Source organism: Actinomadura fibrosa (assembly GCF_900659615.1).
In the GTDB taxonomy this organism is placed as follows: domain Bacteria; phylum Actinomycetota; class Actinomycetes; order Streptosporangiales; family Streptosporangiaceae; genus Spirillospora; species Spirillospora fibrosa.
This window is the reverse complement of sequence record NZ_CAACUY010000219.1, coordinates 1-14,460: the sequence shown is the minus strand read 5'-3', so window position 1 is coordinate 14,460 and position 14,460 is coordinate 1. Positions and strand designations below refer to the sequence as shown.

General features: G+C 74.2%; 15 protein-coding genes. 8 read left to right on the top strand and 7 right to left on the bottom strand.

Going from position 1 to position 14,460, the window contains the following annotated elements; genetic code table 11:
* Window positions 1-231: 231 nt before the first annotated feature.
* From E1300_RS39365 to E1300_RS39345, 5 genes are read left to right on the top strand one after another with little or no spacing between them, the layout of a single operon-like run.
* Window positions 232-813 (top strand): CGNR zinc finger domain-containing protein, encoded by a 582-nt coding sequence (locus tag E1300_RS39365; RefSeq protein WP_131762252.1) that lies wholly within the window; start codon window positions 232-234, stop codon window positions 811-813.
* Between the two features lie 19 nt (window positions 814-832).
* Window positions 833-1,351, top strand: a complete 519-nt coding sequence (locus E1300_RS39360; RefSeq protein ID WP_131762250.1) for a GNAT family N-acetyltransferase — start codon at window positions 833-835, stop codon at window positions 1,349-1,351.
* Between the two features lie 20 nt (window positions 1,352-1,371).
* Entirely contained in the window at window positions 1,372-1,995 is a 624-nt protein-coding gene (locus tag E1300_RS39355; RefSeq protein ID WP_370785673.1) for a GNAT family N-acetyltransferase, read from the top strand.
* A 56-nt stretch (window positions 1,996-2,051) separates the two neighbouring features.
* Window positions 2,052-3,713, top strand: a complete 1,662-nt coding sequence (locus E1300_RS39350) for an MFS transporter (RefSeq protein ID WP_242619680.1) — start codon at window positions 2,052-2,054, stop codon at window positions 3,711-3,713.
* Window positions 3,714-3,745: 32 nt separating this feature from the next.
* Window positions 3,746-4,612: a 1,4-dihydroxy-2-naphthoate polyprenyltransferase gene (locus E1300_RS39345; RefSeq protein WP_131762248.1), complete on the top strand. Its 867-nt coding sequence runs from the start codon at window positions 3,746-3,748 to the stop codon at window positions 4,610-4,612.
* A 79-nt stretch (window positions 4,613-4,691) separates the two neighbouring features.
* On the opposite strand, the gene E1300_RS39340 is transcribed toward E1300_RS39345, so the two are convergent.
* Window positions 4,692-5,372, bottom strand: a complete 681-nt coding sequence (locus E1300_RS39340) for a uracil-DNA glycosylase (protein WP_442316430.1) — start codon at window positions 5,370-5,372, stop codon at window positions 4,692-4,694.
* A 90-nt stretch (window positions 5,373-5,462) separates the two neighbouring features.
* Here E1300_RS39340 and modA point away from each other — a divergent pair, with 90 nt between their 5' ends.
* Together modA and ftsH are read left to right on the top strand one after the other, a co-directional pair.
* Window positions 5,463-6,230 (top strand): molybdate ABC transporter substrate-binding protein, encoded by a 768-nt coding sequence (gene modA / locus E1300_RS39335; protein ID WP_131762246.1) that lies wholly within the window; start codon window positions 5,463-5,465, stop codon window positions 6,228-6,230.
* A 147-nt stretch (window positions 6,231-6,377) separates the two neighbouring features.
* Complete coding sequence (gene ftsH, locus E1300_RS39330) at window positions 6,378-8,444, top strand: ATP-dependent zinc metalloprotease FtsH (RefSeq protein WP_207400212.1); 2,067 nt, start codon at window positions 6,378-6,380, stop codon at window positions 8,442-8,444.
* Here the strand turns inward: ftsH and E1300_RS39325 are convergent.
* Window positions 8,441-9,283 carry an SCO6745 family protein gene (locus E1300_RS39325; RefSeq protein WP_131762242.1) on the bottom strand — a complete coding sequence of 281 codons (843 nt, stop codon included), beginning with the start codon at window positions 9,281-9,283 and terminating at the stop codon, window positions 8,441-8,443. The two genes, ftsH and E1300_RS39325, sit on opposite strands and share 4 nt — an antisense overlap.
* 226 nt (window positions 9,284-9,509) lie before the next feature.
* Here E1300_RS39325 and sigJ point away from each other — a divergent pair, with 226 nt between their 5' ends.
* On the top strand, window positions 9,510-10,391 hold the full coding sequence (gene sigJ / locus E1300_RS39320; RefSeq protein WP_131762240.1) for an RNA polymerase sigma factor SigJ: 882 nt from the start codon (window positions 9,510-9,512) through the stop codon (window positions 10,389-10,391).
* A gap of 7 nt (window positions 10,392-10,398) precedes the next feature.
* Here sigJ and E1300_RS39315 read toward each other — a convergent pair whose 3' ends face one another.
* The 5 genes from E1300_RS39315 to E1300_RS39295 form a co-directional block, all read right to left on the bottom strand.
* The gene (locus E1300_RS39315; protein ID WP_131762238.1) at window positions 10,399-10,941 is read right to left on the bottom strand and encodes a transglutaminase-like domain-containing protein; all 543 of its coding nucleotides are present in this window, start codon (window positions 10,939-10,941) and stop codon (window positions 10,399-10,401) included.
* Window positions 10,942-10,954: 13 nt separating this feature from the next.
* Window positions 10,955-11,695 (bottom strand): 4-hydroxy-tetrahydrodipicolinate reductase, encoded by a 741-nt coding sequence (dapB, locus tag E1300_RS39310; protein ID WP_131762236.1) that lies wholly within the window; start codon window positions 11,693-11,695, stop codon window positions 10,955-10,957.
* 36 nt (window positions 11,696-11,731) lie between these two features.
* On the bottom strand, window positions 11,732-12,355 hold the full coding sequence (locus E1300_RS39305; protein WP_131762234.1) for an FMN-dependent NADH-azoreductase: 624 nt from the start codon (window positions 12,353-12,355) through the stop codon (window positions 11,732-11,734).
* Between the two features lie 73 nt (window positions 12,356-12,428).
* Window positions 12,429-12,821 (bottom strand): phage holin family protein, encoded by a 393-nt coding sequence (locus E1300_RS39300; protein WP_370785670.1) that lies wholly within the window; start codon window positions 12,819-12,821, stop codon window positions 12,429-12,431.
* 100 nt (window positions 12,822-12,921) lie between these two features.
* Entirely contained in the window at window positions 12,922-14,241 is a 1,320-nt protein-coding gene (locus E1300_RS39295; RefSeq protein WP_131762232.1) for a M16 family metallopeptidase, read from the bottom strand.
* Window positions 14,242-14,460 lie beyond the last annotated feature (219 nt).

Here is a 14,460-nt window from a genome sequence, read left to right as displayed (position 1 = left end):
CGCGCCTCGACGATCTCGGCCTGGAGCGCCGCGTACCGGCGCTCCGCCCAGGCGTGCCGGGTCGCGAGGCCCGCGAGGTAGGGCAGCGCGTTCATGTCCGTCCTCCGTTTCGTTGACACCACCTAAACCGTAATACCGGTGTTGTCGAACGCGCAACCACTCAAAACCGAATACCGGTGTCGCCGCTTGGTAGAGTGCCGGGTGTACAGGCGGGAAGGGTGCGGAGGGGTGATGGCCGGCGCAGGATCCGCGGAGGACGCCGCGCTGCTGCTGCGCGACTTCGTCAACACGCTCGACATCGACTCCGGGACCGAGGGCCTCGCCACGCCGGACGCGCTCGCCGGCTGGCTGGCCGAGCGCGGGCTCGTCCCGGCGCCCCCGGAGGCCGGCGCGCCCGACCTGGCCACGGCGATCGCGCTGCGCGAGGGCATGCGCGCGCGGATGCTCGCCCACCACGGCCCCGGCGACCCCGACGCCGACGACCTGGAAGGCGCCCTGGAGGACGCCCTGGCCGCTCTCCCCCTGCGGGTCACGCTCACCGGCCCGCGTCCGGCCCTCGTCCCCGCCGGGTCCCCGGCGTCCGCCGCGACGGGGCTCGCCCGCCTCGCCGCCGCGATGGTGGACGCGGCCGCCGCCGGCACCTGGACCCGCCTCAAGGTCTGCCAGGAGGACACCTGCCGCTGGGCGTTCCTCGACACCTCGAAGAACCGGTCCCGGTCCTGGTGCTCGATGAGCACGTGCGGCAACCGCACGAAGACGCGCGCCTACCGGGCCCGGCGGCGCCCCTCCCCCGGCCCGTCCGCCGGATCTTGACCGCGCCTATCCTCGGGACGTGCTGACGATCAGGTTCGCGGGACCCGACGACGCCGAGGCCGTGGAGAGCGCGCGGGGCAGGTCCTGGCGCGCCGCGTACGCCGGCCTGCTCCCGGACGCGGTGATCGAGCGGCTCACCGGTCCCGCCGAGGTCGAGCGGCGGCGCGGCTGGCTGGCCGCGAACCCGGCCGGGCGCATGCTGCTGGCCGAGGTCGACGGCGCCCCCGCCGGGATGGCCGCCTACGGCCCCGAGCGGCGGGTCCCGGACGGGCCGGTGCCCGGCCGCTCCCGCGTCGAGGTCTACTCGCTCTACGTCGCGCCCGAGCACTGGTCGGACGGCGTCGGCCGCGCCCTGCTGGAGCGCGTCGCCGACGAGGCCCGCGCCGCCGGCCACGACCGGCTCGTCCTGTGGGTGCTGGAGACGAACGCGCGGGCCCGCCGCTTCTACGGCCGCGCCGGGCTCACGTCCACCGGGCGGACGGACGCCGAGCTGGCCGGGCACGTGATCAGCGAGGTGCGCTACGAGCGCGACCTCTAGGGCGCCGGGAACGCTCTAGGGTGAGGACGTCACCGAAGGGCGGCCTGTCCGGCGAGGACGCCCGCCCGGTGCGGACGCGGACGAGAGGACGGACGACGCCCATGGCCGATGTGGGGGTACGGCCCGCGCGCCGCGCGGACGCCGCGGCCGTCGCCGACATCCAGGTGCGCACCTGGCGGCACGCCTACCGGGACCTGCTCCCGGCCGCCGTCCTCGACGCGGTCACCGCGCCGGACGCGCGGGAGACGTGGCGGGAGCGGTGGGCCGAGGCCGCCGCGGCGCCGCCGAGCCCCCGGCACCGGCTGCTGGTGGCGGTCGCCTCCGACCTCGTCGTCGGGTTCGCCGCGCACGGCCCGAGCGAGGACGGCGACCGCGACCCGGCGACGACCGCGGAGCTGATCGCGCTGCTGGTCGACCCGCTGCACGCCCGCGCCGGGCACGGCAGCCGGCTGCTCGCCGCCACCGTGGACCTGCTCCGCGAGGACGGCACGGCCACGCTCGTCTCCTGGGCGTTCGAGGGCGACGAGGTGACGCGGGCGTTCCTCGGCTCGGCGGGCTGGGCGCCCGACGGGACGGCCCGGACGCTGGACATGGGCGAGCCCGTCCGGCAGGTGCGCCTTCATACCGACATCAGCGTCCCTTAAGGATGCTTCCGAGGGGTCGGTGAGGGGCACCGGGCACCCGGCCATATCTTGGAGGCGTGCCCAACTCCACGTCCCTGATGCCGCCGCAGGCGGCGGCTCCGGCGCCCGCGGCCGGCCGGCGCGCCTGGCTCGGCATGGTCGTCATGAGCCTCGGCGTCTCGCTGATCGTCGTGGACGCCACGATCGTCGGCGTCCTGATGCCGCGCATCGTCACGGGACTGGACCTCGCGACCACGGACGCGGAGTGGGTCACCTCCGTCTACTCGCTGGTGTTCGCCGCCCTGCTGATCCCGTTCGGCCGGGCCGGCGACCTGTTCGGGCGGCGCCGGATGTTCGTGCTGGGCGTGGCCGTCTTCGCGGCCGCGAGCGTGCTCGCCGCGCTGGCGGGCAGCGGCTCGGCGCTGATCGGCGCGCGGGCGCTCCAGGGCGTCGGCGCGTCCATGGTGCTGCCCGCGACGCTCTCGACGGTGAACGCGGTGTTCACCGGCCGGGACCGCGCGGTCGCGTTCGGCATCTGGGGCTCGCTGATCAGCGGGATGGCCGCGCTCGGCCCGCTGGTCGGCGGCGCGGTCGCCACCGGCGGCGGCTGGCGCTGGGCGTTCGGGATCAACCTGCCGCTCGGTGCCGCGCTGGTCGCGGGCGCGCTCGCGCTGATGCCGGAGACGCGGGCGCGGGCCGTGCCGGGCCTCGCCGGCGCCCTGCGCGAGATCGACTGGGCGGGCGGGCTGCTGTCCGCGCTCGGCCTCGGCGCGCTCGTGTGCGGGCTCATCGAGGGCCAGACGTACGGCTGGTGGACCGCGACGCGCGCGCACTCGACGGCCGGGCTCGACTGGCCGCGCGGGGGCCTGTCGCCGGTCCCGGTCGTCCTCGCCCTCGGCGTCGCCCTGCTCGCGGCGCTGATCGTCGTGGAACGTTCGAGGGCGGCGGCCGGACGGCCCGTCATGCTGGACCTGGAGCTGTTCCGCGTCCCGAACTTCCGGCGGGGGAACCTCGCCTCGTCCCTGATCAACGTCGGCGAGCTGGGGCTGCTGTTCGTCCTGCCGCTGTTCCTGCTCGGCGTGCACGGCACGTCCCCGCTCCAGATCAGCGTCGCGATCCTGCCGCTCGCCGTCGGCGCGTTCCTGTCCGGCGGGTACGCGGGCCGGCTCGCCAACAGGCGCGGCGCCCACCGGGTCGTCCAGATCGGGATGGTGCTCGAGGTCGCCGCCGTCGTCGCGCTCGGCGTCACCGTCTCGGCGACGACCACCGGGTTCGGGCTCGCCCCCTGGATGCTGCTGTACGGGCTCGGGCTCGGCCTGACGTCGGCGCAGCTCACCAACGTGTCGCTCGCGGACGTGCCGCCCGCGCAGGCCGGGCAGGCGTCCGGCACCCAGTCGACGGCCCGGCAGGTCGGCGCGGCGCTCGGCATCGCCGTCGTCGGGACGGTGTTCGCCACGAGCCTCGGGCACGCGATGACCGACCGGCTCGCCGGGACCGCGCTGCCGCCCGCCCGCCAGGCGGCCGTCGCCCACGACCTGCGGGAGAGCGCCGGCACCTACGGGCGCGACCTGCACGCCTCCCCCGGGACGGCCGTCGAGGCCCGCGCCGCCGACGCCAGCCTCGCCGCGGCCACCCGGCACGCGGCGCTGACCACCGCGGCGATCCTCGCGCTCGGCCTCGCGCTGTCCCTGCGGCTGCGCCCGAGCAGTGATCGTCATCGGGAAGAATCGAAGGGCTAGTCCCTGTCGTCCCACGAGAACGAGCGGTAACTGTGGCCACGCTTGCCCATTGGGTCGCCGGCTCCCGGCCCCGCACCCTGCCCGCGTCCCTGGTCCCCGTCGTCGTCGGCACCGGCGTCGCGGTCGGCGAGGGGCACGCCGTCTGGTGGCGCGCCCTGCTCGCCGCCGTCGTCGCCCTGGTCCTGCAGATCGGCGTCAACTACTCCAACGACTACAGCGACGGCGTCCGCGGCACCGACGAGGACCGCGTCGGGCCGCTGCGGCTCGTCGGCTCGGGGGTCGCGCCGCCGAAGCAGGTCCTCGCCGCCGCGCTCGGCTGCTTCCTCGCCGCCGCCGTCGCCGGGCTGGCGCTCGCCGCCGTGACGACCTGGTGGCTGCTGCTCGTCGGCGCGGTCGCGATCCTCGCGGCGTGGTTCTACACCGGCGGGAAGACGCCCTACGGCTACCGGGCGCTGGGCGAGGTGTCGGTGTTCGTGTTCTTCGGGCTGGTCGCCGTCGTCGGCACCGTGTACGTGCAGACGGAGACGCTGCCGTGGGAGGCGTGGGCCGCGGCCGTGCCGGTGGGGCTGCTGGCGTGCGCGCTGCTCGTCGCGAACAATCTGCGCGACATCCCCACCGACCGCGTGTCGGGCAAGCGCACCCTCGCCGTCGTCCTCGGCGACCGCTGGACGCGGTTGCTGTACGCCGCGTGCGCCGCGCTGCCGTTCATGTTCGTGCTGGCGCTGGCCGCCCCGCACCCCTGGGCGCTGATCGCGCTGCTCGCGGCGCCGCTGTCGGTCCCGCCGACGCAGAAGGTGCTGGGCGGCGCGACCGGCCCCGGGCTGATCCCGGTGCTGGGCGAGACCGGCCGCCTCCAGATCGCCTACGGGGTGCTGCTGGCCGTCGGCCTGGCTCTCTGATCCCGCCTTCCGGGCGGGAGCCCTGGGGGCCGGGGAGTGCACCCCCAGGAGCCGCACCGGCCCGCGCGGCGGGAGCCGGTCAGGCGCCCCAGTCGATCTCGGGCTGGCCCGCGTCGGCCAGGGCCTTGTTCACGGCGCTGAAGGGCCGCGTCCCGAAGAACTTCTTGGCGCTGAGCGGGCTCGGGTGCGCCGACTCGATCACGGTGTGCTGCGGTCCGGTGACGAGCCGCGCCTTCTTGCGCGCGTAGGCGCCCCACAGCACGAACACGACCCGGTCGGTCTTGTCGTTCAGCGCCCGGATCGCGGCGTCGGTGAAGTCCTCCCAGCCCTTGTTCGCGTGCGAGCCCGCCTCGGCGGCGCGGACCGTCAGCACCGCGTTGAGCAGCAGGACGCCCTGGTCGGCCCAGCGGGTGAGGTCGCCGGACGCGGCCGGCGGGACGTCGAGGTCGCCGGCCAGCTCCTTGTAGATGTTGCGCAGCGACGGCGGCAGCCGCACGCCGTCGCGGACGCTGAAGCTCAGCCCGTGCGCCTGGCCCGGCCCGTGGTAGGGGTCCTGGCCGAGGATCAGGACGCGGGCGCGGTCGTACGGGCAGTGCCGGAAGGCGTTGAACAGGTCCTCGCGCGGGGGGTAGACGGTCTGCCGCTCGTACTCGGCCTCGACGAACGCGCTCAGGGCGGCGGTGGCGAGCGGGTCGACCAGCGGGTCGAGCCGCTCGCGCCAGTCGCCGGGCAGCAGTTCCATCAGGTCGAGGGGCATCATCGGCCTCCGGGGAAGGTGTGGTCGGTTGCCCGAAACCCTAGTGCGGGGCACCGACACGGCACGGGGGAACGACGTCCTAGGATGTGGCGAATGGCCGGCTCCCCCCGTCGGCGGCGCGCCCGCGCGTCCGTCCCGCTCGCGATCCTCGGCCTCGCCGCGGGCTGCGGCGGCTCCGAGGGCCCCACCACCCTCACCGTGCTGGCGTCCCCGTCCATGACGGAGGTCTTCGGCGAGATGGGCGTGGCCTACCGGCAGGAGCATCCGGACGTGCGGTTCCGCTTCGAGTTCGGCGGCTCGCTGGAGATGGCCGACCGGCTCGCCGACCACGATCCCGGGGACGTGCTCGTCACGGCGGACGCCGCGAGCATGAAGGCGTCCGCGCGGTACCTGGCGGGCCCCTCCCGGGTCGTCGCGCACGACTCGCTGAGCATCGCGCTGGCGCCCGGCAACCCCCGGCGCGTCCGCGGCCTGCGGGACCTGGCGCGGCCGGGCCTGCGGGTCGCCGTCGGCGCGGCGATCGTCCCCGCGGGCCGCTACGCCCGGCAGGCGTTCGCGCGGGCGGGGGTCACCGTCCGGCCGGGCTCCGAGGAGATCAGCTCCCGGGCCGTCCTGGACCGGGTCCGCGCGGGCGAGGCCGACGCCGGTGTCGTGTTCGTCACGGACCTGCGGTCGGCCGGGGCCGCCGCGAGCAGCGTCCCGATCCCGGCGGACGAGAACGTCACGGTGTCCTTCCCCGCCGCGCCCGTGCGGGGCGACCACCAGGACGAGGCGAGCGCCTTCGTCTCCTGGCTGCTGACGCCCGCCGCGCAGAAGCTGTTCGGCAAGTACGGCTTCGCGGGCGCCGCCGGCGTCCGGTAGGGCGGCGGGAACGTCCGGGCACCGGCCGCCGTTTACACCCCGGAGCCCGCCTGGACTCCCGTGCCCCGCGTTTCGGGGGCACACGCCCGGGAAGATCGAGGATCGCCTCGGGTGGAGCAATGCGCAGTGTACGGGGGGAAGTCAGACGTGCCGTCCAAGCGACCCGCGCCGCAGCCTGCCGGCGCTCGGGACTCCCGCGCAGGCGCCGGCGAGCCCGACCGGCGCCAGTCCGTGCCGCCCCGCAACGACCCCGAGCAGCCGTGGCGGGCCGAGGGCGTCCCGGAGCGGCAGCCGGAGAAGCGTGCCCGCGGCGGTTTCGGCGGGGGCTGGAAGCCCGGCCGCAACACCTCCCTCTTCTGGCTCCTGCTGGCGATCGTCTTCGGGCTGAGCTTCGTCTCGATGCACGTCACCGGCCAGCAGGAGAAGGTGACCGTCCCGTACACGGCGTTCACCCAGCAGGTCGCCGCCGGGAACGTCAAGGACGTCTACACCAAGGGCTACCAGATCCAGGGCAAGCTCAAGGACGCCCGGCAGGTCCCCGGCCAGAGCGACGCGAAGAAGACCTACACGTCCTTCGAGACGCTGCGGCCCGCGTTCGCCGACGACAAGATCTTCAGCGAGATGGTGGCCAAGGGCGTCCAGGTCGAGGCCAAGCCGGTCACCGAGGACCGCGGCTTCCTCGCCAACCTGCTGCTCTCCCTGCTGCCCACCCTCCTGTTCGTCGGCCTGTGGATCGGCGTGATGGTGTGGCTCCAGCGCCGCATGGCCGGGGGCGGCGGCGGGGGCATCATGGGCGGCTTCGGCCGCTCCCCCAAGCCCGTCACCCCGGACGAGAAGCGCGCCACGTTCGCCGACGTCGCCGGCATCGACGAGGTCGAGGCCGAGCTCAGCGAGGTCGTCGACTTCCTCAAGAACCCCGGCAAGTACCGCAGGATGGGCGCCCGCGTGCCCCGCGGCGTGCTGCTCACCGGCCCGCCCGGCACCGGCAAGACCCTGCTGGCCCGGGCCGTCGCCGGCGAGGCGAACGTCCCGTTCTACTCCGCCGCCGCGTCCGAGTTCATCGAGATGGTCGTCGGCGTCGGCGCCGCCCGCGTCCGCGAGCTGTTCACCGAGGCCCGCAAGACCGCGCCGTCGATCATCTTCATCGACGAGATCGACACCATCGGGCGGACGCGCGGCAGCGGCGCCAGCATGGGCGGCCACGACGAGCGCGAGCAGACCCTCAACCAGATCCTCACCGAGATGGACGGGTTCTCCGGCTCCGAGGGCGTCGTCGTGATCGCGGCGACCAACCGGCCCGACATCCTCGACGCCGCGCTGCTGCGCCCCGGCCGGTTCGACCGGCAGGTGGCCGTCTCCCCGCCCGACCTCGACGGCCGCGTGGAGATCCTGCGCGTCCACACCCGCGAGGTGCCGCTCGCCGGGGACGCCGACCTCACCTCCGTCGCGAAGATGACGCCGGGCATGACCGGCGCGGAGCTCGCCAACCTCGTCAACGAGGCCGCGCTGCTCGCCGTCAAGCGCGACAAGGGCGCGGTCGGCATGGACGACTTCCAGACCGCGCTGGAGAAGGTGCAGCTCGGCACCCGCCGCTCGCTCGTCATGCCGTTCGAGGAGCGGCGCCGCACGTCCTACCACGAGTCCGGGCACGGCCTGCTCGGCATGCTCCAGCCGGGCGCCGACCCCGTCCGCAAGATCACGATCGTGCCGCACGGCCGCGCGCTCGGCGTGACCGTGTCCACGCCGGAGGGCGACCGCTACGCCTACGACGAGCCGTACCTGCGCGGCCGCATCATCGGCGCGCTCGGCGGCATGGCCGCCGAGGAGCTGGTCTTCGGCGTGATCACCACGGGGTCGGAGAGCGACCTGGAGCAGGTCACCAAGATCGCCCGCGGCATGGTGGGCCGCTGGGGCATGTCGCAGAAGGTCGGCCCCCTGTCGATCCTGCCTCCCGACGGCATGGACCCGATGGGCCAGTACGCCGCCCAGGGCACCCTGGACGCCGTGGACCTGGAGGCCCGCCGCATCGTCGACGAGTGCTACGCCGAGGCCCTCCGGACGCTCCGCGCCAACCGCGACAAGCTGGACTCCCTCGCCATGGCCCTCCTCGAACACGAGACCCTCGACGAGCAGGCCGCCTACGCCGCCGCGGGCATCGACCGGACCGTCCCCGCGACCGCCGAGCCGTCCGCGCCCAAGAAGCTGTCGTTCTAGAGCCTGGGCAGGCCGATCGGGTTGGGGAACGGCATGTCGCCCGCCTCCGTCACGGCGCGGGCGAGCGGCGCCAGGTCCGCGAACAGCCCTTCCGGGTCGTCCAGCACCCGGTAGGGCGGCGCGGCCAGCGCGTCGGTGCGCCGCTCGATCTCCGCCTTGAGGGCCCGGCCCGCCTCGGTGGGCTCGTCCCCGTCCAGGAGCCCGCGCCCGGCGAGCGCCTCGGCCGCCGCGTCCCACTCCTCCCGCGACCAGCCGCGGCTCTCCCTGAGCCACTCGCCGTCCACGGGGCTCGTCGCGGCCGCCAGCACGTTGGCCTGGAGCCCGTTCAGCCCCTCCGCCGCGAGCACGGCGATGTGCCCGTCGCCGCGGTGCTCCCGCAGTGACGTCGTGAGCTGCCAGAGCGCCTCCACCGGCTCGTCCGGCGGCTCCAGGTCCCGGTTGGCCGCGAACAGCGTTCGCCCTGACCCGTCGGCCGCGCCGACGACCTCCCTCAGCCGCGGCACGAGCGCCGGGGCGGCGTCCCCGATGCCCGGCGCCGCCCGCCGCAGCGCGTCGGCCGCCGCCCGCGCCCGTGCGGCGAGGATGCTCTCCGGCGCCGCGAACCGCCACGCGTCCGGGACGGCCCGCCGCACCCGCGCCGGGCTGAACCCGTAGAACGTCGCCTCCACGACACCCGGCGGGACGGGCCCGAGGGGCGCTCCGCGGCTCCCGAAGTACCCCATCCAGTACCCCCTGAGTCCGACCTCCTTGTTCGCGCCGATGCACTCCGGTGAGAAGTACGTCACCGTGTGCAGGGGCTCCAGCGCCTTCCACATCTCCCGCGCGACCGCGTCGTCCATGAAGACCTCCCGCCTCAAGAGCTCCCGCCGAACGCTAAACGCCCCGCAATCCCGGCACAACACCGCCCCCACCCCATCGGGAAGCACTTCCCCCAAACCTCGCGCGGCGTATGATCCCGCCCGACGGGTGCGTTCCCGATCACGAGCGGGCCGCGGCGTCGCCGGTCACATCCGGGCCGGTCGGGACGTCAGTGCTGTGACGCACTCGATGAGGGGGAACGCGACCATGGACGAGCACGAGTTCCTGGCGGACCGGTTCGAGGCGCACCGCGGGCACCTGCGGGCCGTCGCCTACCGGATGCTCGGGTCCCTCACCGAGGCGGACGACGCCGTCCAGGAGGCGTGGCTGCGGCTCAGCCGGACCGACACGAGCGCCGTGGAGAACCTGGGCGGGTGGCTGACCACGGTCGTCGGACGGGTCTGCCTGGACATGCTGCGGTCCCGGACGTCCCGGCGGGAGACGCCGCTGGACGAGCGGCTGCCGGACCCGGTGGTCAGTCCCGCCGACGGGATCGACCCCGAGCAGGAGGCGCTGGTCGCCGACTCGGTGGGGCTGGCCCTGCTGGTGGTCCTCCAGTCGCTGGCGCCCGCCGAGCGGCTGGCGTTCGTCCTGCACGACATGTTCGGGGTGCCGTTCGAGGAGATCGCGGAGATCGTGGGCCGGTCCCCGGCCGCGGCGCGGCAGATGGCGAGCCGGGCCCGGCGCCGGGTCCGGGGCGCCGCGCCGGTGCCGGACCGCGACCTGAAGCGGCAGCGCGAGGTCATGGAGGCGTTCCAGGCGGCGGCGCGCGGCGGGGACCTGGAGGCGCTCGTCGCCGTCCTCGACCCGGACGTGGTGCTGCGCGCCGACGGCGGCGGCCCCGAGGGCGGCTGGACGGAGATCCGCGGTGCCCGCGCGGTCGCGGAGCAGGCGCTGCTGTTCCGGCGGCTCGCGCACGAATCCCGGCCCGCCCTGGTCAACGGCGCCACCGGGATCGTCAGCAGCGTGGACGGGCGCCCCGTCTCCGTGCTGTCGTTCACGATCGCGGACGGCAGGGTCGTGGCGATCGACATCCTGGCGGACCCGGACCGCCTCGCCCACCTGGACCTGGCGGCCCTCGACGACTGACGAGCCGTCAGAGGGCTGTGGGAAGAGCCTCGGGGGTCAGCCTGCGCATTCCGCGCAGGGCCTTCAGGACGGTCGGGTGCGGGACGGCGTGGACCGTCGGCAGGACGGGGACGGACGGGTAGGCCAGCCGGTCCTCCGAGGCGGAGAACTGGACGTCCAGCCCCGGCTTGTTGCCGCGGGGGTCGAGGTGCACCCAGCGGTCGTCGATGAGCGCGGCGGTGAGGCCGTGCACGACACCGTCCACGATCTGGTAGCACAGGCCCGCCTGGACGCCGCCCGCGCGGAGGAGGGCGACGTAGGCGTGGGACTTGGCGTAGCAGAGGCCCGTGCGCTCCTCCAGGACGTCGGAGGCGCGCCAGGGCACGCGGGGGTCGTCCGCGTCCATGGAGTGGGTGACCTGGTCGCGGACGTACTCGAACGCCGAGCGCGCGTAGGCGATGTCGTCGCCGGTGCGCAGCTCCGAGGCGGTCGCCACGACGAGCGGGTGCTCGATGTCGATCGCCTCGGAGGCGGCGAGGTAGTCCCAGGGTTCCCCGGCGAAGTCCATCATGCGGCGAGGTCCTTCACAGGCCGAGCAGGTTCTCGATGCCGATGACGAGGCGGTCGGGCTGGTCGATCACCTTGCGGACGGCGAGGAGCACGCCCGGCATGAACGACTCGCGGTTCATGGAGTCGTGCCGGAGGGTGAAGATCTCGCCGTGCCCGCCGAGGACGACCTCCTGGTGCGCGACGGCCCCGGCGAGGCGGACGGCGTGCACGCGGACCCCCTCGACGTCGGCGCCCCGCGCACCGTCGATCTCGGACGTGGTGGCGTCCGGCGAGGGGGCGACGCCCGCCTCGGCGCGGGCCGCGGCGATCAGCTCGGCGGTGCGGTAGGCGGTGCCGGACGGGGCGTCCGCCTTGTTGGGGTGGTGCGTCTCGACGACCTCGACGGACTCGAAGAACGGCGCCGCCTTCTGCGCGAAGTGCATCATGAGGACGGCGCCGATCCCGAAGTTCGGGGCGATGAGCACGTTGCCCGACGGCGAGCCGGCGAGCCAGGACCGGACGGTGTCGATGCGGGACGGCTCGAAGCCGCTGGTGCCGACGACGGCGTGCAGGCCCTGCTTCACGCACCATTCGAGGTTGTCCATGACGACGCCGGGATGGGTGAAGTCGACGACGACCTCGGCGGGGGTCAGCGCGTCGAGCGCGTCCCCCTGGTCGACGGCGGCGACGAGCTCCATGTCGTCGGCGCCCTGCACGGCACGGCACACCTCGGAGCCCATGCGGCCCCGCGCGCCCAGCACCCCAACCTTGATCACGGTTCCTCCCGGCTAGCGTGCGCCCGAGCCTACCGGTCAGAAGCGCTTGCCCAGCTCCCTGGCCTCGGCGTGCGCGGTGCGGCGGCCCGCGTCGGCGTCCGCGGTGACGAGGTCGGGACGGAAGGCGACGGTCTCGATGTCGGTGATGCCCGCCCAGCGGAGCCAGCCGTCGAGGAACGGCGCCTGGAAGTCGGCGCCGAACGCGGGCGGCCGGCCCGGCCCGTAGACGGCGCTGGTGTAGACGACGGCGGCCTTCTTGCCCCGCAGGAGGCCGCTGTAGCCGGTGTCCGGGGAGAAGCCGAACACCCAGCCGGGCTGCGAGACGACGTCGATGAACTGCTTGAGGACGTACGGGACGCCCGAGTTCCACATGGGGACGCTGAACAGGTAGCGGTCGTAGGAGTCGAACCGCTCGAAGACGGCGCGGGCGGCCTCCCAGGCGGCGGCCTGCTCCCCGGTGGGCTCCGATCCGGCGAAGACGGACATCTTGGCGCCCGCGGCGGCGGGGCCGAACGCGGGGAGCGTGCCGTCCCACAGGTCGTAGTGGTCGACGGCGTCGCCGTGGGTCTCGCGGTAGGCGTCCAGGAAGGCGTCGGCGATCGCGCGGGACTCGGAGGCGGCGCCGCGGGGCGAGGCGGAGATGTGCAGAAGGCGGGACATGAGAAATCCTCTCGAAGCGGACTGTGGTCCGTCTCCGAGATTAGCGGACTATGGTCCGCTTAACAAGGCGGAGTCAGTCGTCCGCGACGAAGAGGTTGAGCAGCCAGCTCACGACGCCGATGATGATCGCCCCCCAGAACGCGGGCCAGAACCACTCGACGTGGAACGGCAGGTCGAGCCGGCCGGCGAGCCGGCTCGTCAGCAGCAGCAGCGCGGCGTTCACCACGAGCGCGAACAGCCCGAGCGTGAGCACGTAGAACGCGCAGCCCAGCACCTTGATCACCGGCTTGAGCACGGCGTTCACCACACCGAAGAGCACGGCCACCGCGAGCAGCGTGAGTGCCCGCTCGGCCGTGCTTCCCGCCGTGACCTCGATGCCGTCCAGCAGCGCCGCCGCCACCCAGAGCGCCACCGCCGAGATCACGACTCGAACGAGGATCCTCATGACCGGCCGATACCCGATCATGCACGGAGCGTAACCATCCCGAAACACCCCGAAGCATGAACGGGCGCCGGGCGACCGGAGGCCGCGCAGAGTGTGTGAGTGTTGTGCGAGTAGATAAGGCTTAGAGGGTGAAGTCGCGGTCGCCGACCGGGCCGATCACCGTGAGGGCCTGCGGGGCCTCCAGCACCTCGTGCGCGATCGCCCGGACGTCGTCGGGCGTCACGGCCTCGATGCGGGCCAGGACGTCGTCCACCGGCAGCAGGGACTCGTACACGAGCTCGCTCTTGCCGATGCGGCTCATCCGGGACCCGGTGTCCTCCAGGCCGAGGACCATCGCGCCGCGGAGCTGGCCTTTGCCGCGCTCCAGCTCCTCGTCGTCCAGCCCCTGCGCGGCGGCCTTCGCGACCTCGTCGCGGCAGATCGACAGGACCTCCTCGACCTTGCCCGGCTGGCAGCCCGCGTAGACGCCGAAGATCCCCGAGTCGGCGTACTGGGCCGTGTAGCTGTAGACCGAGTAGGCGAGCCCGCGCTTCTCGCGGATCTCCTGGAACAGCCGCGACGACATGCCGCCGCCGAGCGCCGCGTTCAGCACGCCGAGCGCGAAGCGGCGGTCGTCGGTCCGGGAGACGCCGGCGGCGCCGAGGACGATGTGGGCCTGCTCGGTGTCCTTGTCGATCACGCGGGTGGACGGGGCGACGGGCGCCGGGCCGCCGTTCACGCGGGGCGCGGCCGGGGCGGCGTCGCCGGTCAGGTGCCGGGCGAACGCGCGGCGCACCAGCCCCACGACCTCGTCGTGGTCGATGTTGCCCGCGACAGACACGACCAGGTTCGGCGGGACGTAGTGATCGCGGTAGTAGCCGTGGATCCGGTCCCGCCCAAGCGCGTTGATCGACTCCTCGGTGCCGAGGATGGGGCGGCCGAGCGGGGTGTCGCCGTACAGCGCGAGGGCGAACTCGTCGTGGATCAGGTCGCCGGGGTCGTCGTCGCGCATGTGGATCTCTTCGAGGATCACCCCGCGCTCCGCCTCGACGTCCTCCGGGCGGTTGACCGACGCCGCGACCATGTCGGAGACGACGTCCACGGCGAGCGGGAGGTCGGAGTCCAGCACCCGCGCGTAGTAGCAGGTGTACTCCTTGGCCGTGAACGCGTTGAGGTCGCCGCCGACCGCGTCCATCGCCGCGGAGATCTCCAGCGCGGACCGGGTCTCGGTGCCCTTGAAGAGCACGTGCTCCAGGTAGTGGCTGGCGCCCGCGTCCGCGACCGCCTCGTCGCGCGACCCGACGCCGGCCCAGATGCCGAACGCCGCGGACCGCACCGTCGGCATCGTCTCGGTGATCACGCGCAGCCCGCCGGGCAGCACGGTGCGGCGCACCGCGCCGGCGCCGTCGGTGGAGATCGTGGTGGTGGTGCCGGGCTCCTGCGCCCTCGCCGGCAGGGTCACGTGTCGCTCGCATTCGTGGTTCGGAGACGGGGTCGTGCACGCGGTGCACGAGGTGCACAGGATGAGAAAGCGGCCGACCGGCCTGCCCTCGCACGGGCAGGCCGGTCGGTCATCGTCGGAAACCCGGTCAGGAGTTGCGCTGGCCGGAGTCGTCGCCGCGGCGGGTCCGGCGGCGGCGCGGCGCGCGGCGCTCGCCGTCGTCGTCGCCCCGCTCCCGGC